At 70.9% G+C, this 20,803-nt stretch carries 19 protein-coding genes and 1 riboswitch; of the genes, 11 read left to right on the top strand and 8 right to left on the bottom strand.

Annotated features, from left to right (window positions below):
• Nucleotides 1-27 precede the first annotated feature (27 nt).
• Nucleotides 28-1,548, bottom strand: a complete 1,521-nt coding sequence (locus tag ABTU82_RS07330) for a D-alanyl-D-alanine carboxypeptidase family protein (RefSeq protein ID WP_407172653.1) — start codon at nt 1,546-1,548, stop codon at nt 28-30.
• A gap of 34 nt (nt 1,549-1,582) precedes the next feature.
• Nucleotides 1,583-1,692: riboswitch (TPP riboswitch) on the top strand.
• On the opposite strand from ABTU82_RS07330, the gene ABTU82_RS07325 reads away from it, so the two are divergent.
• The 3 genes from ABTU82_RS07325 (at nt 1,685) to ABTU82_RS07315 (ending at nt 4,568) form a co-directional block, all read left to right on the top strand.
• A complete protein-coding gene (locus ABTU82_RS07325; RefSeq protein ID WP_407172652.1) occupies nt 1,685-2,320 on the top strand; it encodes an ECF transporter S component in 636 nt (211 codons plus the stop codon). Its footprint overlaps the riboswitch before it by 8 nt.
• Nucleotides 2,317-3,786: an ABC transporter ATP-binding protein gene (locus tag ABTU82_RS07320; protein ID WP_407172650.1), complete on the top strand. Its 1,470-nt coding sequence runs from the start codon at nt 2,317-2,319 to the stop codon at nt 3,784-3,786. The genes ABTU82_RS07325 and ABTU82_RS07320 overlap by 4 nt, the downstream gene beginning before the upstream one ends.
• Nucleotides 3,783-4,568: an energy-coupling factor transporter transmembrane component T family protein gene (locus ABTU82_RS07315; RefSeq protein WP_116648100.1), complete on the top strand. Its 786-nt coding sequence runs from the start codon at nt 3,783-3,785 to the stop codon at nt 4,566-4,568. The genes ABTU82_RS07320 and ABTU82_RS07315 overlap by 4 nt, the downstream gene beginning before the upstream one ends.
• 352 nt (nt 4,569-4,920) lie before the next feature.
• Here the strand turns inward: ABTU82_RS07315 and ABTU82_RS07310 are convergent, their stop codons facing one another.
• Genes ABTU82_RS07310 through ABTU82_RS07290 form a run of 5 tightly spaced genes read right to left on the bottom strand, consistent with a single transcriptional unit; the run spans nt 4,921 to nt 10,042 of the window.
• Nucleotides 4,921-6,615: a thiamine pyrophosphate-binding protein gene (locus ABTU82_RS07310; protein WP_407172648.1), complete on the bottom strand. Its 1,695-nt coding sequence runs from the start codon at nt 6,613-6,615 to the stop codon at nt 4,921-4,923.
• Nucleotides 6,612-7,412 (bottom strand): ABC transporter ATP-binding protein, encoded by an 801-nt coding sequence (locus tag ABTU82_RS07305; RefSeq protein WP_407172646.1) that lies wholly within the window; start codon nt 7,410-7,412, stop codon nt 6,612-6,614. Before ABTU82_RS07305 ends, ABTU82_RS07310 begins: the two co-directional genes overlap by 4 nt.
• Before the next feature lie 17 nt (nt 7,413-7,429).
• The gene (locus tag ABTU82_RS07300) at nt 7,430-8,200 is read right to left on the bottom strand and encodes an ABC transporter permease (protein WP_407172644.1); all 771 of its coding nucleotides are present in this window, start codon (nt 8,198-8,200) and stop codon (nt 7,430-7,432) included.
• On the bottom strand, nt 8,197-9,048 hold the full coding sequence (locus ABTU82_RS07295; RefSeq protein ID WP_407172643.1) for an ABC transporter permease: 852 nt from the start codon (nt 9,046-9,048) through the stop codon (nt 8,197-8,199). Before ABTU82_RS07295 ends, ABTU82_RS07300 begins: the two co-directional genes overlap by 4 nt.
• Nucleotides 9,049-9,052: 4 nt before the next feature.
• Nucleotides 9,053-10,042: an ABC transporter substrate-binding protein gene (locus ABTU82_RS07290; RefSeq protein ID WP_116648095.1), complete on the bottom strand. Its 990-nt coding sequence runs from the start codon at nt 10,040-10,042 to the stop codon at nt 9,053-9,055.
• Between the two features lie 165 nt (nt 10,043-10,207).
• Here ABTU82_RS07290 and ABTU82_RS07285 point away from each other — a divergent pair, with 165 nt between their 5' ends.
• The 5 genes from ABTU82_RS07285 (at nt 10,208) to ABTU82_RS07265 (ending at nt 15,336) form a co-directional block, all read left to right on the top strand.
• A complete protein-coding gene (locus tag ABTU82_RS07285; RefSeq protein ID WP_407172640.1) occupies nt 10,208-11,170 on the top strand; it encodes a LysR family transcriptional regulator in 963 nt (320 codons plus the stop codon).
• A gap of 40 nt (nt 11,171-11,210) precedes the next feature.
• Nucleotides 11,211-11,972, top strand: coding sequence for an SDR family NAD(P)-dependent oxidoreductase (locus ABTU82_RS07280; protein ID WP_407172639.1), 762 nt, complete (start codon nt 11,211-11,213; stop codon nt 11,970-11,972).
• Between the two features lie 131 nt (nt 11,973-12,103).
• Nucleotides 12,104-12,880, top strand: coding sequence for an enoyl-CoA hydratase/isomerase family protein (locus ABTU82_RS07275; RefSeq protein ID WP_407172638.1), 777 nt, complete (start codon nt 12,104-12,106; stop codon nt 12,878-12,880).
• Nucleotides 12,881-12,893: 13 nt separating this feature from the next.
• Nucleotides 12,894-13,727, top strand: a complete 834-nt coding sequence (locus tag ABTU82_RS07270; protein ID WP_407172637.1) for an SDR family oxidoreductase — start codon at nt 12,894-12,896, stop codon at nt 13,725-13,727.
• 145 nt (nt 13,728-13,872) lie between these two features.
• A complete protein-coding gene (locus ABTU82_RS07265; protein WP_407172635.1) occupies nt 13,873-15,336 on the top strand; it encodes a DUF4407 domain-containing protein in 1,464 nt (487 codons plus the stop codon).
• Nucleotides 15,337-15,381: 45 nt separating this feature from the next.
• Here the strand turns inward: ABTU82_RS07265 and ABTU82_RS07260 are convergent, their stop codons facing one another.
• The gene (locus ABTU82_RS07260; RefSeq protein ID WP_407172633.1) at nt 15,382-16,221 is read right to left on the bottom strand and encodes an HAD family hydrolase; all 840 of its coding nucleotides are present in this window, start codon (nt 16,219-16,221) and stop codon (nt 15,382-15,384) included.
• A gap of 149 nt (nt 16,222-16,370) precedes the next feature.
• On the opposite strand from ABTU82_RS07260, the gene rlmN reads away from it, so the two are divergent.
• The 3 genes from rlmN to ABTU82_RS07245 all read left to right on the top strand — a co-directional run bounded on the left by rlmN (nt 16,371) and on the right by ABTU82_RS07245 (nt 19,605).
• A complete protein-coding gene (gene rlmN, locus ABTU82_RS07255) occupies nt 16,371-17,612 on the top strand; it encodes a dual-specificity RNA methyltransferase RlmN (RefSeq protein ID WP_407172632.1) in 1,242 nt (413 codons plus the stop codon).
• A 269-nt stretch (nt 17,613-17,881) separates the two neighbouring features.
• Nucleotides 17,882-18,754 carry an ABC transporter ATP-binding protein gene (locus ABTU82_RS07250; protein ID WP_116648087.1) on the top strand — a complete coding sequence of 291 codons (873 nt, stop codon included), beginning with the start codon at nt 17,882-17,884 and terminating at the stop codon, nt 18,752-18,754.
• Nucleotides 18,751-19,605 (top strand): ABC transporter permease, encoded by an 855-nt coding sequence (locus ABTU82_RS07245; RefSeq protein WP_116648086.1) that lies wholly within the window; start codon nt 18,751-18,753, stop codon nt 19,603-19,605. The genes ABTU82_RS07250 and ABTU82_RS07245 overlap by 4 nt, the downstream gene beginning before the upstream one ends.
• A gap of 9 nt (nt 19,606-19,614) precedes the next feature.
• Here the strand turns inward: ABTU82_RS07245 and ABTU82_RS07240 are convergent, their stop codons facing one another.
• On the bottom strand, nt 19,615-20,700 hold the full coding sequence (locus tag ABTU82_RS07240) for an FUSC family protein (RefSeq protein WP_407172630.1): 1,086 nt from the start codon (nt 20,698-20,700) through the stop codon (nt 19,615-19,617).
• Between the last annotated feature and the right edge of the window lie 103 nt (nt 20,701-20,803).

The following is a 20,803-nucleotide window of genomic DNA, read 5'->3' as shown; positions in this document are numbered from 1 at the left end:
TGGACGCGATGCCGGCGGGAACCCGCGTCAGCCGCTGAGGCCGAGCAGCTCGAGCGGGTGGGTGAGACGCCACCAGGGCGACGGGGGTTCGATGTCTCCGGAGAGGCGCACCTCGACGGAGTCCGCGTCGAGCGGGCCGGTCACCACGAGCGTCCCCACGGCGGCGCCCTCGTCGACGGCGTCGCCGAGCGAGAAATCGGTGGCCGGGGTGGCCGCGCCGCCGTTCCAGAGCACGACGGTCGCGTCATCGGCGGTCACCACGTCGACCGACTCGCCCCACGCCGTCTCGATCGTGCCGACGCGGGTGCCCGCGGGCACCGAGGGCTCGGGCTGCAACTCCGTCTCGATCTGCGCGAAGAGGCTGCGCATCGCCGCATCCCGCGTCGCCCGGTCGGGCTGGCCGAGCACCGAGCCGAAGACGCGCACGGTGGTGTCGCCGATCGCGATGTCTTTCGCGGCGAGCAGGTTGTACGCGTCGAGCGTGCCGGTCTTGAGCCCGACCACACCCGGGTCGTCCAACAGGTCGTTCGTGTTCTCGACGCGGCCGGCGCCGGGCAGGTCGACCTCGGGCTTGGCGACGATCTCGGCGATGACGGGGTTCTCGAGGGCCTTGATCGCGAGGGGGATGAGCGACTCGGGGGTGGCGGCGTTGCCCGCGACGATGCCCGAGGGGTCTTCGATCGTGATGCCCGAGATGCCGTGGGTCGTGAGCCACGATCGCGCCGCACTCGCGAAGACCGCGTCGGAGGGGTAGAGGTTGCCCGCGAGGCGGTCGGCGTAGTTGTTCGCCGAACCCACCAGCAGACCCTCGAGCATCTGATACTCGCTCAGCGTTCCGCCGACCGGCACGTCGAGCGCCGACTCGCCGGCGGCGCGGTCGGCCCAGTACTGCCGGCGGTCGGCCGCGGTGAACGCGAAATCAGGCCCGGCCTCGCCGGCGGCCAGCGGCATCTCGTCGAGAACGACGAGCGCGGTGACGACCTTGGTGATGCTCGCGATCGACTCGGCCTCCGACGACGACGAGAGGATCCCCCCGGCTCCGGCGACGGTGATCGCGGCTCCACCCTCGGTCGGCCACGCGGGGGTCGCGGCGGCGGCGGCGACCGGCTGCACGGCGACCGCCTCGATCTGCGGCGCGACCGCGTAGAGCGGCCAGAGCAGGGTCGTGGCGACGTAGGCGCCGGTCACGGCGAGGATCACGAAGACGGGCGCGAGCACCCCGGGGCGGAAGATCGAACGTCGGGGTGCGCCGGCGAGCAGGTCGGTGCCCGTCGCCACGGGCGCCGCGTCGACCGCGAGAGAGGCCGGGGCGGCGGTCGACGAGACACGGCTCTCGTCGACCCAGGTCAGCGCGGGATAGCGGGAGGACTGCGCCGCGACGACCTCGGCGGGCGCGTCATCGAGCACGGGCTCGGAAGGATCGGCCTGCGGGGCGTCGCCGGCAGCCTCGACGGGCGTCTGCGTGGCGTCGTCGACGATCGGATGCGGCGCGGTGGCGCTCGTGCGCAACGCACGCCGCGACGGCGGCGCGGTGGCGTCGGGTCCCATGCGCCTAACGTACCTCGCGGGCGGGTCTATACTCGCCTGGAACCACGGGAGTCCGGTGAGCCGGGCTGAGAGGAAGCGATCCACGCTTCGACCGTCGAACCTGATCTGGGTCATGCCAGCGCAGGGAGGAGAGAGAATGCACACTTCCGCGTCCCCATCCACCGGGACTCACCGCTATTCGTGGCGCGTCGTCGACATCGTCGTGGCCAGCGTCATCGGTGTCGCCGCCGGGCTGGTCTTCTGGCTGTGGGGCCAGGCCTGGCCGGTGCTCGACACCGCGCTGGCGTTCACGCCCGGCCTGTCGGGGCTCCTCGCCGGAGGCTGGCTCTTCGCCGGCGTGCTCGGCGGTCTGATCATCCGCAAGCCGGGTGCCGCGCTCTACACCGAGATCGTGGCCGCCGTCGTCTCCATGGCGATCGGCACCCAGTGGGGCTTCACGACCCTGATCTGGGGCGTGGTGCAGGGCCTTGGCGCCGAGCTCGCGTTCGCCCTGTTCGCCTACGCCAACTGGCGCATCGGCGTCGCCCTGCTCTCGGGCGCCCTCGCCGGTCTCGCCGTGGCGCTGCTCGACACGACGTTCTCCTCGGTCGCCGCGCTCGCCTTCGAGGCCCGGGCGGTCTACTTCGTCTCGGCGATCGTCTCCGGCGTGGTGATCGCCGGTCTCGTGTCGTGGGTGCTGGCCCGGGCGCTCGCCGCGACCGGTGCGCTCGACCGCTTCGCGTCCGGCCGCGCCTACCGCTCCCGCGAGACCACCGCAGCCGACGCCGCGTGAGATCGGCGCCTGCCGCCGTCCACGCCCGCTCCTGGGGGTGGCGTCACGCCGGCCGCCGGCGCTGGGCCGTGCGCGAGCTCGATCTCGACATCGCCCCGGGTGAGCGCGTGCTGCTCCTCGGGGCGAGCGGCTCGGGCAAGAGCACGCTGCTGCGGGGCCTCGCGGGCGTGCTCGGCGACCTCGACGACGGGGAGAGCACCGGCGAGCTGACGCTCGACGGTGCAGGTCCCTCCGCCGCACGCGGTCGCGCGGGACTGGTGCTCCAAGACCCCGACGCTCAGGTCGTGCTCGCGCGGGCGGGTGACGACGTCGCCTTCGCCTGCGAGAACCTCGGCGTTGCACGCGAGGAGATCTGGTCGAGGGTGGATGCCGCGCTCGAGGCCGTGGGTCTCGGAATCGGCCGCGACCACCCGACGTCCCGGCTGTCCGGCGGGCAGAAGCAGCGCCTCGCCGTGGCCGGGATCCTGGCGATGCGACCCGGCCTCATGCTCTTCGACGAGCCGACGGCGAACATCGACCCCGAAGGCGCCGAGCTCGTGCGCGACGCCGTCATGGCGGCGGCACGGGCGACCGGCGCGACCCTCATCGTCGTCGAGCATCGAGTCGCCCTGTGGGCCGACGCGGTCGACCGGGTGATCGTGCTCGAGGGCGGAGACGGCGGCGGGGTGGTCGCCGACGGCCCGCCCGGTGCCGTCTTCGCCGCGCACGGCCGATCGCTGACCGAAGCGGGCGTGTGGGTACCGGGCATCCCGGTCGAGATCGATCGGCGGCCGAGGTCCGCCGCATCCGAGACCCTGCTGACCGCATCCGACCTGTCGGTGGGTCGTCGGGCGTTCGCCGCGCGCGCGGCGTCGGTCGTCGCATCCGGCATCTCGGTCGACCTCGCCGCCGGACGAGCGCTCGCCGTCACCGGACCCAATGGAGCGGGCAAGTCCACCCTGGCGCTGACCGTCGCGGGTCTGCTCGCGCCGGCCGGCGGCGCCCTGGCCGCGACAGCGGCGCTCGCGGGCGAGCTGACGGCGACGCCCTCGCGCTGGCGATCCCGCGAGCTGCTGACGCGCATCGGCATGGTGTTCCAGGAGCCCGAGCATCAGTTGCTCACCACCCGCGTGCGCGATGAACTCGCCGTCGGTCTGCGTGCGCTCGGGCGCGATCCCGACGAGATCGCGCGCACGGTGGAGGAGTTGCTCGAGCGGTTGCGGTTGACCCGGCTCGCCGACGTCAATCCGTTCACGCTCTCCGGCGGTGAGAAGCGACGCCTCACCGTGGCTGCGGCGATCGCCACCGCCCCGCGCGTGCTCGTGCTCGACGAGCCCACGTTCGGGCAGGATGCCCGCACGTGGCGCGAGATCGCGGGCCTGCTCGATGGCCTCCGCGCCGACGGAACGGCCGTGGCCTTCGTCACCCACGACCGGGAGCTCGTGGCCGCGCTCGCCGACGCCGAGCTCGAGGTGGGGCGCTCATGAGTCTGACGACGCTCGGTCCTGCGGACGGACCGCTCGCCCGCCTCAATCCCGTGGCGAAGCTCGCCGCGACACTCGTGCTCACCGGCGCGCTGCTCGCCTCGATCGACCCCGTCTCGGCGGGGGTCACGCTGGTCGCGACCCTGGTGCTCCTCCCTTTCGCGCGTCTGCCGATCCGCGACCTGTGGTTGCGGCTCTGGCCGATCGCGGCGGGCGCCGTCGTCGCCTCGACCGCCACCGTGCTCTACGGCCGGCCCGCCGGCGACGTGTACGTCGAGTGGGGCGTGCTGCGCGTCAGCGACGGCTCGATCGCGCTGGCGCTCGCGATCCTGCTGCGCGTCCTGGCCATCGCCGTGCCGAGCGTGGTGCTGTTCGCGACGACAGACCCGACCGATCTCGCCGACGGCCTCGGCCAGATCCTGCGCCTGCCGGCGCGGTTCGTGCTCGGCGGACTCGCGGGCCTGCGCCTCGTCGGCCTGCTCATCGAGGACTGGCGCGAGCTCGCCCTCGCCCGCCGTGCGCGGGGGGTCGCCGATGCCGGCCGGGTGCGCCGGTTGCTCGGACAGACCTTCGCGCTCCTGGTCCTGGCGATCCGGCGCGGGTCGAAGCTCGCCACCGCCATGGAGTCGCGCGGCTTCGGCGCCCCCGGACCCCGCACCTGGGCGCGCCCGTCACGCCTGCGCGGGAGGGACGCCGCCCTCATCGCGATCGCGGTCGTCATCGCCGCAGCATCCGTCGTCATCTCGGTGGGTTCCGGGGCCTGGCGTCCCATCTTCGGCCTCTGACGCGCGGCGCGTGCGCCTCGAGGTGCCGTGTGCGGGGCCCCGCGTCGCCCGGTCGAGGCACCTCACCGCGTCAGGTCGCCATCGGATCTGGATAGTGTCGGAGTGATGTTCAGGATGCTGGTCGGCCGAGCGCAGGCAGCGCTTCGAGCGGCTCATGGTCGGCGCCGCGTCTTCCGGGTCGCGGAGGATAGCGATCGACGTCGTGACCCATTCCTTCATCCTGCCTCCGGCCGCCAGCGTTCGGAATGCAGGAGAAACGGCCCCTGCGCCCCTCGCACCGGGTCGCGAGGGGCTGTTGTTCCTGGATTCTGGACGCGGAACGGGGCGGATGCGGGGCGGGGGCCGGGCCGGGTCAGTGGGCGAGGTTCTCGCGCATCAGCGGCGACGCGTCGCCGGTGATCTTCGCGTCGACGACGAGTGGCCGGTCGCGGGGGCCGTCGAGCCACGCCTGCACCCCGGCGAGGTCGTCGAGCGAGCGCACGGTCACGCCGGCGCATCCGTATCCGCGCGCGATCGAGGCGATGTCGGTCTCAGGGAAGCGGACGATGGCCTGTTTCTCGGGATGATCGGCGAAGAGATGCACCTCGGCGCCATAGGCCTCGTCGTTGTAGACGACGACGATCATGCCCAGGCCGGCTTTGACAGCGGTGTCGAGTTCCACCGCGGCCATCAGGAACGAGCCGTCGCCGGTTCCGACCACGGCCATCCGATCGGGTCGGGCGATCGCGGCGCCGATGCCGTTGGAGAGTCCGAGGCCGATCGACTGGAACGACAGCGGCATGACGAAACCGCGCTCGTCGGGCACGCGCAGGAACGCGCCGGGGTACATGTTGACGTTGCCTCCGTCGGGAACGACGACGCGCTCGATCGGCAGCATCGCGTCGAGGGCCGCCGTGAGGGCCCCCGCTCCGATGTGGCCGGGGGAATGCCGCTCGGCCGGGAGGTCGTCGACCCAGTGACGGATGCGTCGGATACGCGCCCGGGTCTCGGGGGTGCGGAGCCCGATCCGGGGGGCCTCCTGCGCCGCGAGCATGCCCGTGACGGCCGATGCGACCGATGCCGTGTCGCCGACGATTCCGAGCGATACGCCGCGGTGCTTCCCGAACGCCTCGCGTCGATCGTCGACCTGCACGAGGGTGGGCTGGGCGGTGAGAGTGCCGTGGTGCGCCGTCCATTGATTGAGCGCGGCTCCGAACGCCACCAGCACGTCGGCCTCTTGGATCAGCTCGCGCGCCCCGGGCGTGGCGAATCCGCCCATCACGTCGAGCGCCCACTCCTCGCCGGTGAAGAGTCCGCGCGCACCCGCGGAAGGAACGAGGATCGCCCCGGTCTGCTCCCCGAGCGCACGGAGCTCGGCGGCGGCCTGCCGCGCGCCGCGCCCGCCCAGGATGACCGGGCGCTGTGCCGCGGTGAGGATCCGGGCGAGTTCCTCAAGAGCCTCGGCCGAGGCCCCCGCGGGGATCACCCGAGGTACGGGGGCGGGCGCCGGCTGCTCCTGCCAGATCTCCGCCTGAAGGTCGACCGGGAGCGAGAGCACGACGGTCGTGCGGTCGCGAACGGCGATGTCGTAGGCGGCGACCGCGTCGGCCACGGCCGTCGCCGACGAGTGGATGCGGCGGGGTACCGCACCGACCGCTGCCACGAGCGAGTCCTGGTCGATGACGAAGTTGCCCTGCTCCTGTCCGACGGCGGTGTCGCCCGTGACGACGAGGAGGGGTGTGTTCGATTTGGTCGCCTCGCCGATGCCCGTCATCGCGTTGGTCAAGCCGCAGCCCTGGTGAAGGCTCACCGCCGCGACGCGGTCGGTGAGGCGCGAGTACGAATCGGCCATGCACGCCGCGCCCATCTCGTGCCGCGCGGCGGTGAACGGTACCCCCGAGCTGACGAGACCGTGCGTGACCATGAAGTTGCCGCTCCCGACGACGCCGAACACGTGAGCGACACCTCGCTCGGCCAACGCACGACCCACGGCCTCCGCCACCGTCATCGGCTCGCCCTCTCCTTCGGCGGTCGCCGCTGTGGTTTCGAGGGTGTCGATACCGCTCATGCCGTCACCGTCCGCGTGGCTTCCGTGCGCATCGCCTCGCTGGACCGTCGGATGCGCCGGTAGACGTCTCCGCGCACCCGGGCGAACTCGGCGAGTTCCTTCGTCTCGATCTGATCCCGCGGCGACGGCAGGACGACCGGGAGGTCGGCTTCGATGAAGGTGGGTCGTGGCCCCATGACGAGCACCCGGTCGGCGAGGTAGACGCTCTCGTCGATGTCGTGGGTGACGAAGACGATGGTGACCCCGAAGGTGTCGCGCACGCGCAGGACGAGATCCTCCAGGTCGGCTCGGGTCTGCGCGTCGAGCGCGCCGAACGGTTCGTCCATCAGCAGCATCTTCGGCTGATAGGCGAGCCCGCGGGCGATCGCCACCCGCTGCTGCATGCCGCCCGACAGCTGCCACGGGTAGTGGTCCTCGAATCCGCCGAGCCCCACCGAATCGATGGCTGTCTTCACGCGTTCGCGACGGATCGCGCGCTCAGGCGCTTTGCGTCGGAGCGGGAACTCGACGTTCTGCGCGACCGTCATCCAGGGATAGAGCGAGTTGACGTAGTCCTGGAAGACGAGCGCGATCTCCTCGGGCGGGCGCACGACGGGCCGGCCGTCGATCTCGATCGATCCGTCGGTCGGGGACAACAGACCCGCCATCAGTTTCAGCACGGTGGTCTTGCCGCATCCCGATGGCCCGACCATGGTCACGACCTCGTTCGAGCCGATCTCGAAACTGAGATCGCTGACCGCGAGCGTCCCGGTGCGGGCATCGCCGTAGCGTCGTGAGACGTTCTTCAAAGTGAGCATGGTGACGACTCCGTAAGTCAGCGGACGGTGGCACGAGCGCCGTGATGCCAGGCGAGGGCGCGTCGCTCTACGAGGGTGAAAAGCAGGTTGAGCAGGTACCCGAGAAGGCCCAGCAGGATGATCCCCGACCACATGTCGGCGATCGCGAAGGTGCGCTGGGCCTGGATGATGAAGAATCCGACCCCGTTGGTGGCGCCGACCATCTCGCTGATCACCATGATGATCAGGGCAAGGGGGAGGGCGGCCCGCATTCCGGCGAAGATCTGCGGGCTGGCCGCGCGCAGGTCGACGTGCAGCAGGGTGTCCCACCGCGTGATGCGGTAGCTGGCGCCGGTCTCCTTCAGGGTGGAGTCCACACCGGTGATCCCGTCGACGGTGTTGAGCAGGATGGGCCAGACGCACACGAGGGCGATGAGGATGATCTTCGCCTCGTCTCCCGTGCCGAAGGCGATCAGGGTGAAGGGCAGCAGGGCCGGTGGCGGGATCGCACGCGCGAACTCGATCACGGGCGCCGCTTGACGGCGGATCCTCGGGTTCTTTCCGATGACGATGCCCGCTCCGACGCCGATCACGATCGCGATGACGTACCCGGACAGCAATCGGAACACGCTGGGCAGGAGCTCGGTGGGAACGAGGGCGAACAGCCAGTTGCCGGCGAAGGCGACGAACACGTCCTGCAGCGGGGGGAGGAAGAAGCTCGACCCGGTATTGGTGAACCACAGGATGAGGAGCACGACGAGCACGGGGACGAGGATCTCCGCCGAGGCGTAGACGACCGGCCGCTTCATCGCGCACCCGTTCGCTGCGAGGGGTGCCAATGGAGCGCCCGCCGCTCGAGCCGGGTGAAGACGGTGTTGAGGATCAGCCCCAGCACCCCGGCGATGATGACGTACGCGTACATGAGCGGCACGTCCGCTCCTTCTCGCGCCCGGTTGATCTGCAGGCCGATGCCGGGCGCTCCCATGATGATCTGACCCGTGACGACGAGGATCAGCGCGACCGACGACGAGATCCTGAGCCCGGTGGCCAGGTAGGGGGTCGCCGCCGGCATCATCACTCGGGTGAACCGGCGAGCCGCTCCGATCTGGAACGAGCGCGCCGTGGCCATCTGGACGGGGTTGATCGCGCGCACCCCGTAGATCATCTGCACCAGGAGCGGCCACGTCGCCGCGAACGCCGCGAGGAACACGGTGCCTTCGAGCGAGCCCGGCCGGAAGACGAGGAACACCACCGGGATGAGGGCGACGGAGGGCACCGGGCGAAGGAACTCCACGATGGGTCGCGTCGCTCGATACGCCAGCTCGTTCGTGCCGAGCAGCAGGCCCAGGGGCACCGAGACGGCGGTCGCGATGAGCAATCCGAAGAACCAGGCGATGAAGGTGAGGCCGATCGCCTGCCACGCGACGGCGTCGGTGAGCAGCGCGAGGAGGCGGGAGATGACGACCGTCGGCGGCGGGAGGTAGCGCGAGGGGAGGATCTCGAGCCTCGTCACGAGCTCCAGGACGAGCACGATGACCACGGCCCCGCCGAGCGAGCCTACGTCGTGCCACGCGCTGCGGAGGAGTCCGCCGCCGTGCACGCCGAGCGCGCGTGCCGACGCGGCGCTCGGCGCGCGGACAGGGGAGGAGACGGTCATCGGATCACCCGGAGATCATCTGATCCAGATCGGGCTCCCGATCGATGACGCCGAAATCGACGAGGATTCGGGAGAGCGTGTCGAGCTGGTCGCGATCGAGCCCGGATCGGAAGATCGGGAGGCGGATCTGGTTGGCCAGTTCGGGGGTGAGGGCGGTGAACTCGGGGAGGATCTCCCGAACGGCGTCCTCGTTCTCCGCGGCGTAGTCGACCGACGCGGTGACCGCCCGCTCGAAGCGATCCACGAGGTCGGGGTCGTCGGCGACGAGTCTCGATGAGGTGGCCCAGGCGCCGTTGGGGAAGTTCGCGCCGAGGTTGTACGAGGGGGTGTCGACGATCCTCCCGCCGTCCGCCAGGGTGCCCGTGATGAACGGTTCGGATCCGAACGCAGCATCCACGGTCCCGTTCGACAGGGCGGCGGGTACCTCCGAGAACGGGATCTCGACGAACTGCACCGACGTGTCGTCGACGCCTTGCTGCTGCAGCGAGGCGCGGATCGTGGCCTCCGCGACACCCTTGAGGGCGTTCACGCCGACGGTCGCACCCTCGAGGTCCTCGGCGGATCGCGCATCCGAGTCGGCGCCGACGACGAGTGCCTGCCATTCCTCGTCGGGGGTGGCTCCGCCCACGTCGTTGGCCGAGATGATCTGCAGATCCAGGCCGTTCGAGGCTGCAGCGAAGAGGGGCACGTATCCGACGACGATGAAGTCGAACGACCCGGCCTGCATCCCGGCGATCATCTCCGCCCCGCCACCCACCGTGGTCATGTTCAGCTCGAGGCCTTCATCTTCGAAGAACCCCTGCGCCTCGCCGAGGTAGACGGCCGCCATGTTCGAGGTCGGCAGCACCGCGACGTTGACCGTGCGAGAGCCGGCATCATCGCCCCCGCCCGAGGGAGTGCCTGCCGAGGTCGAGCACCCCGCCACGGCGAGCGTCGCGATGGCGCCGAGGACGGCGAATGCCGTCCGGCGCGGATTCCGTGATCGATGAACCATTTGTCGAGCCTCCTTGATCGAACGTGGTCGGCCGTCGGCATCGTTGCGCAACGGCTAGCGCCAGTCTGGGCCCGTCGATCCAGTCGCAACACTTAACATTCGTCATGTGTGGAATTAGCCTCACTGATATCGGGAGGCTCCCACCCGAGGATCGGCGGTGCGTGCATGGACCTGAACCTGCTCCGCGTGTTCGTCGCCGTCTATGAGACGGGGTCGGTGAGCGCGGCCGCCGAGCGTCTCTTCGTGACGCAGTCGGCCGTGAGTCAATCTCTGACGCGGCTGCGCCGGGAGGTCGACGATCAGCTGTTCGGCCGAGACGGGCGCGCCCTGCGCGCGACGCCGGCCGCCCATCAGCTCTACCCCGACTTCCACGGGGCTCTCAGTCAGGTCGAATCGGCTCTGGCGGGCCTGCGCGACTTCGACCCCGCCGTTGCCCGGTACCGATTCCGGCTCGCGCTGTCGGAGCTCGGCGAGGTCGGATTCCTCCCGACGATCCTGTCCTCGCTCGCGGCGGAGGCGCCCGGTGTCGAGATCGAGGTCGTACCGCTCGACGTTCGCGCCCTGACCGAGTGGCTCGCCCGAGGCTTCGTCGACCTCGCCATCGCGTCGACGCCGCCACCGGGCGACTTCGTCGGAACGATCCTCAAGTCCGAGCGCTACGTGCTCCTCATGTCGAGCGAGCATCCTCTCGCCGCCCGTCCGCAGATCTCGCGGAACGCGTTCCTCTCCGCTCGGCACCTCATGACCTCCAGCGACTCCGCAGCGCCGGGAGTCGGCGCGGCGTTGGAGCGGGCGGGGCTCGGCATCGTCCCGAGTCTGACCGTCGGGCACACCTCCGCCCTGCCCGGTCTTCTCCACGCGGGGCCATGGGTCACCGTCGTGCCGTCGAGCCTGGCGCAGAACTGGATGCCCACGTGGCCGCTCACCGTTCGACCGCTGCCGGTGGACCTCGCGCCGATCCAGGTGCGGCTCTTCGCGCGGACGACGAGCCACGAGAGTGCCGCCCTGAACTGGTTCCGCCGAGCGGTCACGGAGGCCGTGCACACCGCGCCGGAGCAGTTCTGGTCGCCTCAACCTCCGTGGAGCCCGTTGAGATGCCGCGACCCGGGGGATGAAGCCCTCGGATGACCCCGATTGCGGCAACTCACGCCGTGGCTAGGGTGGGCGCATGGACATCGACGGTTCCGCAGCCCTCGTCACGGGTGGGGCGAGCGGGCTCGGACTCGCTACCGCGCGGCGGCTCGCCGCATCCGGGGCGCACGTGACCCTCGTCGACCTGCCCACCTCTCCCGGGGCCTCGGTCGCCGACGACCTCGGCGCGCGTTTCGTGCCGGCCGACGTCACCGACCCTGAGCAGATCGCCGCCGCCGTGGCGCTCGCCGCGGAGGCGGGGCCGCTGAGGGTGCTCGTGAACTGCGCGGGCATCGCGCCGCCGGCGAAGGTGCTCGATCGCGACGGCGTCCCGACGCCGCTCGACCTCTTCGAGCGCGTGCTGCGCGTGAACCTCGTCGGCACGTACAACGTCATCGCCCAGGCGTCGGCCGTGATGAGCCGCAACGACCCGGATGCTGCGGGCGACCGTGGCGTCATCGTCACCACGGCGAGCGTCGCCGCCTTCGACGGGCAGATCGGCCAGCCCGCGTACGCGGCGAGCAAGGGTGGTGTCGCGGCCATGACCCTGCCGATCGCGCGCGAGCTCGCCCGCCACGCGATCCGCGTCGTGACGATCGCCCCGGGCATCATGGAGACGCCGATGCTGAAGGGGCTGCCGCAGGCGGCGCAGGACTCGCTCGGGGAGCAAGTGCCCTACCCCGCCCGGCTCGGCGCACCCGACGAGTACGCCCGCCTCGTGCTCGCGATCGTCGACAACGGCTACCTCAACGGCGAGACGATCCGCCTCGACGGGGCGATCCGGATGGCGCCGAAGTAGACCCGACACCGCCCGCGGCGGTCGCGGCGCGCCCCGTTAGGCTGGTGCCGAACTCCGCAGCGCCGCGAGCCCACACGGTTCGGCGACGCCGCGGCGATCTGCCCCGCGCGTACCCCGACAAAGGAGCGACCGTGTCCGACAGCATCCTCTTCTCCGTCGACGCGGGGCTTGCCCGCGTCACCTTCAACCGGCCCGCGTCGCTCAACGCGATGGACTTCGAGATGGGCGCGCGCTGGCGCGACGTCGCCCGTGCCGTCGCGGTCGACCCCGCGATCGGGGCGGTGATCCTGGATGCTGCGGGGCCGGCCTTCTGCGCCGGAGGAGACGTCGTCGCGATGTCGACGTCGGGGGCCGACGGCACCGCGGTGGCCGAGGCCGCCGGCGTGATCCACGAGGGCATCCGCATCTTCTCGGAGATCCCGGTGCCCATCGTCGCCGCCGTTCAGGGGGCGGTCGCCGGGGGCGGACTGGGACTCATGCTGGCGGCCGACTACATCGTCGCCGCCGACGGCGCGAAGTTCGTCAGCAAGTACGCCAACATCGGCCTCACCCCCGACCTCGGAGTCTCGACGCTCCTGCCCGCCGCGATCGGTCAGCGCCGCGCCCTCCAGCTGCTGCTGCAGGACCGCACGCTCGACGCCCACGAGGCGCAGGCGTGGGGGCTCGTGGCGGAGGTCGTTCCCACGGCCGACCTCGCCGCCCGGGCCGAGACCGTCGCGCGGTCCTGGCTCAGCGGTGCCACGGGGGCGTTCGGCCAGGCCAAGCGGCTCGTCCGCACCGGCGCCGGCCGCTCTTTCGCCGAGAACCTCGACGATGAGGCGGCCACCATCGGCGCCGCCTTCGATACCGCCGACGCGCACGCTCGCGTCGGCGCGTTCGCCGCAGCATCCGCCACGTCCCCGCGCTGACCCGGAGAAACCCATGACATCCCTCGCAGGAAAGACCATCCTCATGTCGGGCGGGAGCCGCGGCATCGGCCTCGCCATCGCCCTGCGCGCCGCGCGCGACGGCGCGAACATCGCGATGCTCGCGAAGACCGACACCCCCCACCCGAAGCTCGAGGGCACGGTGCACACCGCGGCCGCGGCGATCCGCGAGGCGGGCGGTCAAGCGCTGCCGATCGTCGGCGACGTGCGCAACGACGACGACGTCACCGAGGCGGTGCTGAAGACCCAGGGCGAGTTCGGCGGTATCGACATCGTGGTCAACAACGCGAGCGTCATCGACCTGTCGGGCTCGCTCGACCTCGCCACGAAGAAGTACGACCTCATGCAGGGGGTCAACGTGCGCGGCACGTTCCTGCTGTCGCGATCGGCGATCCCCGTGCTCAGGGACGCCGAGAACCCGCACATCCTGTCGCTGTCGCCGCCGCTGAACGTCACCGCGAAGTGGCTCGGCGCGCACACGGGCTACAGCCTGGCGAAGTTCGGCATGACGATGGCCACGCTCGGGATCGCGGCGGAGTTCGCCGAGGCCGGGATCGCCGCGAACACCCTCTGGCCGCGCACGACGATCGCGACCGCCGCGGTGCAGAACGTTCTCGGCGGCGACCGGATCATGGCCGCCAGCCGCACGCCCGAGATCTACGCCGACGCGGCCTACGAGGTGCTGACCGCCCCGGCGCGCGAGCGCACCGGGCAGACGCTGATCGTCGAGGACGTGCTCGAAGCCGCCGGCGTCACCGACTTCGCGCGCTACGCGGCGGTTCCGGGTACGCCCGACTCGGCGCTGTTCCCCGACATCTTCCTCGACTGACCGCGCCGGCCGATCCGGCACCCCGGCAAGACCGCGAGACGTCAACCTGGATACGAGACTTCCGCCCGGCGGTGCAGTCTCGTATCGGGGATGACGTCTCGCGGTCCCCGGGCACCGCCCAGGAACGTGCTCTTACTCTGTACGGATGTCTTTCTCCGCCCATCGACCGGGCCGCTACGGCTCCGACGGTCGAATCGAGTTCGCCGCGCACGACGATAGCGAGGCGCAATATCTCGGCGATGTGCGTGAGACGCCCGGGCGTTACGACGAGCAGGCCGATCGATCCGAGCCCGTCGTCGTCGATGAGGAGCCCGAGTCCGAGGCGCCCGAGTCCGAGGCGCCTCCGACTGAGGGCGGGCCCGCACCCGAAGTGCGCCGCCGGTTGACGCTTCGTCGGCGGCGCATGCCGTGGGGCCGCCGGCTGGCGGTGCTCGGGGGCGCCGACGGCGCAGTGCTCGACGACGTGCCGGAAGAGACCCCGCGGTTCGTGCAGATGTTCTTCGTGCTGGCCGGCACCGCTCTGGTGTCGGCGCTGTCGATGCTGTTCGCTCTCATCACCGGGGTGCGCATCTCGGTGTGGCTGGCCGTGCCCCTCGCCATCGTCTGGGCGCTGATCATCTTCAACCTCGACCGGTTCCTCACCTCGAGCATGCGCTCGACCCGCAATCCCTGGAGGTTGCTGGGGATTGCGGTGCCCCGCGTGGTGATGGCCGCCCTCATCGGGATCGTCGTCGCCGAGCCGCTCGTGCTGCAGGTGTTCCAGAACGACATCGCACGCGAGGTCACCTCGACCAACGTCTCGCAGGCGCTGTCGGACCAGGAGGCGGTGGCCGGCGGTCCTGAGAAGCAGGCGCTCGACGCAGCATCCGCGCGGGTGAGCGCGTTGGAGGACCAGGCCGCCACGGGCATCGTCGCGGGAACCTCGTCGACCTCGGCCGAAGCGGCCGCCGCCCAGCAGAGCGTCGATCAGCTCACTGCCCAGCTCGCCGCGCAGCAGGCCGTCATCGACCAGGCCCGTGCTCTGTACCAGTGCGAGCTGACGGGCGCGGGGGCGGGTACCGTCCCCGGGTGCACGGGTGTGAGCGGAGACGGCGCCAGCTCGGAGGCCGCCGAGGCGCAGCTAGCGGGTGCGCAGGCGTCGTACGACGGTCTCGCCGCTGAGCTGCAGCAGGCCACCGCCACCCTGAGCGCGGCGAACGCGGCCGGGACGAGCGCCGCGGCCGCGTCGGCCGAGACGAACAAACAGCGGGCCCAAGACGAATTGGTCACCGCTCGAACGCAATACGACGCAGCCCTCGCCGCCTACGACGAGCGCGCGGCCGCCGTGGCGGGAGGCAATGCCCAGGCGCAGGGGATCCTCAGTCAGATCGGAGCGCTCGAGAGACTTTCGCAGCGCGAGCCGGTGCTCGCCTGGGCTCACTGGCTGATCGCCGGGCTGTTCTTCATGATCGAACTGCTGCCCGTGCTGGTGAAGGTGCTCACGAGCTTCGGTGATCCGTCGGTGTACGAGAAGGCCGACGCGTTGCGGCGGCAGGTCGCCCTCGACCGCGTGACCGCCCGCACCTGGCGGGCGCGTGCCGCGATCGCGACAGCGCGCGACGCGCCCTGAGCGCGCGACGGGCCATCGACTCTGACGAGGGGTCCCGCGGGCGGGTCAGATCAGGCCGTGGCGGGTGAAGGCGGTGTGCACGCCGTCGTCGTGGACGCTGGTGGTGACCTCGTCGGCGTACCCCTTGACGGTGTCGTCGGCGTTACCCATCGCGATACCGACGCCGCACACCTGCAGCATCTCGAGGTCGTTGTAGCTGTCCCCGATGCCGATCGCGTCGTCGAGGCTCATCCCGAGCAGGGTCACGAGCTCGACGATCGCCGAACCCTTGGTGACGCCGTGCAGGCTGACCTCGCCGCCGGATCCTCCGAGGTAGGGGATCGTGCCGGTGATCACGTGGAAGCGCGCGCCGAGGCCGTCGCGCACCACCGAGAACGTGTCGGGGTGCGTTCCGGCGAACGTCGCCTTGGCGATCGCGTCGACGGGCGCCGGCCCCTTGTATGCCATGCGTTTCTCGACTCGGGCGAGCGCGGCGACCGCCGCCGGGTCATCGGCGCCCGCTTCGGCGCCATCGAAGATCGGCCGAACGCGGGCGAGGATGCCGCGGCTCGGGTAGATGTCGTCATAGGCCTGCAGGATGTATTCGACATCGTGGGCCTCGAAGAAGGCGGTGAGCTCGGCCAGGTCTTCGGGCGGCATGAGGTGTCGCGCGACGTGCTCGTCGCCGCGATCGGTGAAGCCGCCGCCGGCCGAGATCACCCCGTCGAAACCGATCGCCGCGACGTGGTCGGGGATCTCTGCGCGGGCGCGACCGGTGCACAGGTACACGAGATGGCCGCGTGCGCGGGCGCCGCGCACCGCCTCGATGGCCGAGGGGGCCAGGCGCTGCTGGTGGTCGATGAGGGTTCCGTCGACGTCGAGGAATGCGATGCGGCGAGACGTCATGGTGTGGGGCTTTCCGGGTGGGGTGAGGGATGCTGTGGCATCCGCCGACGATCGTCGGGCACGGCCTTGGCGAGGCTACCGCGTCGAGGCCGAGCGATCGCTGGATCACCCCCGGCCTGCTCGCAGGCGCTCGCCGGTACCCTGGAGCCATGACGACTCAACCCCCCGTGCGCACCACGAAGCCCCGCCAGGTGCGCCCGGCGACGGAGGGCTGGTCGCAGAAGAAGGACGAGACCGGTCGTCCGCTGCTGCAGTTCGCGAGCCCGAAGCGCGGCAAGCCGCCCGTGCACCTCGCCGACCTGGCCGCCGACGAGCGCGTCGCGAAGGTGAAGGAACTCGGCATGCCGGGGTTCCGCGCGAAGCAGCTCGAGAAGCACTACTTCCAGCACTACACGAGCGACCCCGCGCTCATGACGGACCTGCCCGCGGCCGGTCGTGACGACCTCGTCGCCGGCATGCTGCCGCCGTTGCTGACCGAGGTGAAGCGCCTCGAGACCGACCGCGGCGACACGATCAAGTTCCTGTGGAAGCTGCACGACGGCGCCCTCGTCGAGTCGGTGCTCATGCGCTACCCGGGTCGCATCACGCTCTGCGTCTCGTCGCAGGCCGGGTGCGGCATGAACTGCCCGTTCTGCGCGACGGGTCAGGCCGGCCTCACCCGCAACATGTCTGCGGCCGAGATCGTCGAGCAGATCGTGCGCGCCAATCGGCTCATCGCCGATGGCGGCCTCGGCGGCAAGAAGAAGGACGACCACTCCGCCGATCGCGTCTCGAACATCGTCTTCATGGGCATGGGCGAGCCGCTCGCGAACTACGCCCGGGTCATGCAGGCCGTTCGCGTCATGGTCGACAAGGACCACGGCCTCGGCATGAGCGCGCGCGGCATCACGGTCTCGACCGTCGGCCTGGTGCCCGCGATCACCAAGCTCTCGAACGAAGACATCCCCGTCACGTTCGCTCTCTCGCTGCACGCGCCCGACGACGTGCTGCGCGACGAGCTCATCCCGGTGAACTCGCGCTGGAAGGTCGACGAGGCGCTCGACGCCGCGCGCGACTACTTCGACAAGACCGGGCGCCGCGTCTCGATCGAGTACGCGCTCATCAAGGACATGAACGACCACGCCTGGCGCGCCGACCTCCTCGCAGAGAAGCTCAACGCCCGCGGTCGCGGGTGGGTGCACGTGAACCCGATTCCGTTGAACCCCACCCCCGGTTCGATCTGGACCGCGTCGGAGGTGCCCGTGCAGAACGAGTTCGTGCGGCGCCTGAACGACGCCGGCATCCCCACGACCCTCCGCGACACCCGCGGCAAGGAGATCGACGGCGCCTGCGGGCAGCTCGTCGCCACCGAAGACGACCAGGTCGCAGCCTCCGCGACACCGGTCGCCTGACCCCTTCTTCGGTGCGCACCGCGGGGGTCGACCTCGCCTCCGAGCGCGCGAAGACCGCGCTGGCGGTGCCGAACGGCGCGCTCGCCGACCTCGTGGCGTCGCGGGGGTAGGAGATGGCGCGAGGGTAGGCCGATCGGCGGCGGAGCGGCCTACGCCGGCGGCTTCTCCTACGCCGGATGCGTGCCGGCGTCGGCTCGGCAGGGCAACGGATGCTGCGGACCTGGCCGTGAGAGTGGTGCGCAGCATCCGTTCAGGGCATTCTCGAAGACATGACCGAATCCGTCGTCGAGGTGTCCGGCCTCACCAAGACCTATCGCGGGGGGTTCCAGGCGCTCAAGGGGATCAGCTTCGAGATCCATCGAGGCGAGACCTTCGCGCTGCTCGGCCCGAACGGGGCGGGCAAGAGCACCGCCATCGAGATCCTCGAGGGGTATCGCGATCGCAGCGGCGGAACGGTGTCGGTGCTCGGCGTCGACCCCCACCACGCCACGCTCGAGTGGAAATCCCGCCTGGGGATCGTGCTGCAGAACACCGGCGAGGCCCCGACCGCCTCGGTGAAGGAACTGCTCACGCACTTCGCGGGTTTCTACCCGCGCGCCCGCCGTGTCGATGAGGTGATCGCCGCGGTCGGTCTGACCGAGAAGGCCAAGACACCCGTCCGCAAGCTCTCGGGCGGCCAGCGTCGACGTGTCGACGTTGCGCTCGGCATCATCGGGCAGCCCGATCTGCTCTTCCTCGACGAGCCCACGACCGGCTTCGACCCCGAGGCGCGGCGGCAGTTCTGGGATCTCATCCGGGGGCTGCAGGGGGAGGGCACCACGATCCTCCTCACCACGCACTACCTCGACGAAGCGGCCGAGCTGTCGCAGCGCGCGGCCATCCTCGTCGGCGGCGAACTGGCCTCGATCGGGCCGATCGACGAGCTCGGCGGGCCCGCGTCGCGTGTGCCGGTGGTGCGCTGGCGCCACGACGGTGTCGTGCACCAGGAGCGGACGTCGAGCCCCGGCGAGTTCGTCACGCGGCTCGTGGCCGCGTCGGGGCGCGAACCCGAGAATCTCGAGGTGGTGCGCCCGAGCCTCGAGGACATCTACCTCTCGTTCGTCGATCCGGCGGCCGCATCGACCGAGGAGGTCGCGGCATGAGCGCGGCGCTCTCGAGTCCGAACCGCTCCGGCGTCGGCTCGTTCGGATTGGGGCGCACCCTGCGCCTCGGGCTCTCGCGCGTCGCCTACGAGGTGCGCTCGTACTTCCGGCAGGGCGACTCGGTCTTCTTCACGTTCCTGTTCCCCGTGATGTTCCTGCTCATCTTCGCGGTGGCCTTCAGCTCGGCGACCTTCGGGCCGCCCGACGGCGAGATCTCTTCGGCCGCGTACTACCTGCCGGGCATGCTCGCGGCGGGTCTGCTGCTCTCGGGCCTGCAGAACCTCGCGATCGACATCGCGATGGAGCGCAGCGACGGGTCGCTCAAGCGTCTCGGCGGGACGCCGCTGTCACCGGTGTCGTACTTCATGGGCAAGCTCGGCCAGGTGCTCGTCACCGGATTCCTGCAGGCCGCGCTCCTCATCGCGATCGCCGGGATCTTCTTCGGTGTCGCGCTGCCGACCGACCCGCAACGGTGGCTGACCTTCGCGTGGGTGTTCCTGCTCGGGGTCACCACGTGCGCGATCCTCGGCATCGGCCTCAGCGCCCTCCCGCGCACCGGGCGCAGCGCCTCGGCGGTCGTCATCCCGATCGTGCTGGTGCTGCAGTTCATCTCGGGCATCTTCATCCAGTTCTCGGTGCTGCCGGAGTGGCTGCAGAACGTCGCGAGCATCTTCCCCTTGAAGTGGCTGGCTCAGGGGATGCGATCGGTCTTCCTGCCCGAGGTGTTCGCCGCCGACGAGCCGGGCGGCACGTGGCAGCACGGACTCACGCTGGGGGTGACGCTCATCTGGCTCGTGGTCGGCCTGATCCTCGTGCGGATCACCTTCCGCTGGATCCGCAAGGACAGCTAGGCCTCTGCCTCAGGCGAACGGTCGGCAGGCGTCGATCATGCGGCGAAGGCTGACCCCCGCGGTCACGGTCTCCGCCAGCTCGGCGATGCCGGTGTCGACGGGCTCCAGCGACGCGAGGTAGCCCTCGACCGCCGCGCCGGCGGTCTCGATGAGCGCCGTGGTGTCGCGGTCACCCGGCGCGGTGGCGACGACGTCGCGGCACGCGCGCACCGCCTCGGCGAGCAGCGCGCGCGCGTCGCCTCGCAGCGGGGCGCTCGCCGGGGGGATGCGGCCGAGGATGTCGGCCAGGTCGCGTGCGAAGAACGTCACGTGCTCGAGCGCGCGCAAGCGACGCGAGTTCTCCTCCTGGGCGGCCGCCTGGCGGCGGCCCCTCGGGTTGCCCCGCAGGCTGCGGTCGGCCTCGCGCACCTCGTCGGCGACGGTCAGGAGCATCGTCGACAGCTCGCTCATCGACGCGGCCAGGGCGTCGTGGTCGACGCCTCCTGCACCGACGGCGTCGGCCATCTCGTCCAGCCGTGCGGCGAGGGTGTCGCGGAGTTCGCTGAGCCGTCGGGAGGCGTACGGCAGGAACACCGGGGGTGCGATGAGGACGTTCACCGCGACACCGACCACGATCCCGAACGCCATCGTGACGAGGTACGACACCGAGAACTGGTCGGGGTCGCCCCTCCCGCCGATCAGCAGCACGAACAGCGCCGCCATGACGATCCACTCCCGGCCGGGGCCGAGGGCGCGTGCGCCGCCCAGCAGCACTCCGATCGCGACGATGCCGGCGAGGGCGACCGCGGCCGGCACCCCGGCGGCGTCGAGACCGACCGCGACGAGACCGAAACCGATGCCGATCGCCAGGCCCAGCACCGTCTGCACGCTCGAGCGCGCAGAATCGGCCAGCGTCGGATACATGCTCACGACGACCCCGAGCGGTGCGTAGTACGAGTACTCGTCGGCGGCGAACGGGATGAGCGGCGCGAGGTACCAGGCGAGGACGGCGGCGCCCGCGGTCTTCGCCGCCAGCAGCACGCGCGAGGGCGCCACGAGGGTGCGCGCCGCGCGCATCTGCCCGGTCATCCGAGCGCGGGTCGGAGAGGTGCTCACGAGGGAACGCTATCGAGGCGCGCCTGCGAACGGGGGTGGTTGACGCATCCTCGATACCGTCGGCGCAACCCGGAGCCGGTGCCCGCGGACGCCAGTAGCGTTG

The organism is Microbacterium deferens (genome assembly GCF_045517775.1).
Lineage (GTDB): Bacteria > Actinomycetota > Actinomycetes > Actinomycetales > Microbacteriaceae > Microbacterium.
This window is presented reverse-complemented; position numbering and strand designations above follow the sequence as displayed.

Coding starts and splice junctions, on each gene's coding strand:
- ABTU82_RS07330 (WP_407172653.1), bottom strand. CDS start 1,548: ATGGGACCCGACGCCACCGCGCCGCCGTCGCGGCGTGCGTTGCGCACG.
- ABTU82_RS07325 (WP_407172652.1), top strand. CDS start 1,685: ATGCACACTTCCGCGTCCCCATCCACCGGGACTCACCGCTATTCGTGG.
- ABTU82_RS07315 (WP_116648100.1), top strand. CDS start 3,783: ATGAGTCTGACGACGCTCGGTCCTGCGGACGGACCGCTCGCCCGCCTC.
- ABTU82_RS07310 (WP_407172648.1), bottom strand. CDS start 6,615: ATGAGCGGTATCGACACCCTCGAAACCACAGCGGCGACCGCCGAAGGA.
- ABTU82_RS07305 (WP_407172646.1), bottom strand. CDS start 7,412: ATGCTCACTTTGAAGAACGTCTCACGACGCTACGGCGATGCCCGCACC.
- ABTU82_RS07300 (WP_407172644.1), bottom strand. CDS start 8,200: ATGAAGCGGCCGGTCGTCTACGCCTCGGCGGAGATCCTCGTCCCCGTG.
- ABTU82_RS07295 (WP_407172643.1), bottom strand. CDS start 9,048: ATGACCGTCTCCTCCCCTGTCCGCGCGCCGAGCGCCGCGTCGGCACGC.
- ABTU82_RS07290 (WP_116648095.1), bottom strand. CDS start 10,042: ATGGTTCATCGATCACGGAATCCGCGCCGGACGGCATTCGCCGTCCTC.
- ABTU82_RS07285 (WP_407172640.1), top strand. CDS start 10,208: ATGGACCTGAACCTGCTCCGCGTGTTCGTCGCCGTCTATGAGACGGGG.
- ABTU82_RS07280 (WP_407172639.1), top strand. CDS start 11,211: ATGGACATCGACGGTTCCGCAGCCCTCGTCACGGGTGGGGCGAGCGGG.
- ABTU82_RS07270 (WP_407172637.1), top strand. CDS start 12,894: ATGACATCCCTCGCAGGAAAGACCATCCTCATGTCGGGCGGGAGCCGC.
- ABTU82_RS07265 (WP_407172635.1), top strand. CDS start 13,873: ATGTCTTTCTCCGCCCATCGACCGGGCCGCTACGGCTCCGACGGTCGA.
- ABTU82_RS07260 (WP_407172633.1), bottom strand. CDS start 16,221: ATGACGTCTCGCCGCATCGCATTCCTCGACGTCGACGGAACCCTCATC.
- rlmN (WP_407172632.1), top strand. CDS start 16,371: ATGACGACTCAACCCCCCGTGCGCACCACGAAGCCCCGCCAGGTGCGC.
- ABTU82_RS07250 (WP_116648087.1), top strand. CDS start 17,882: ATGACCGAATCCGTCGTCGAGGTGTCCGGCCTCACCAAGACCTATCGC.
- ABTU82_RS07245 (WP_116648086.1), top strand. CDS start 18,751: ATGAGCGCGGCGCTCTCGAGTCCGAACCGCTCCGGCGTCGGCTCGTTC.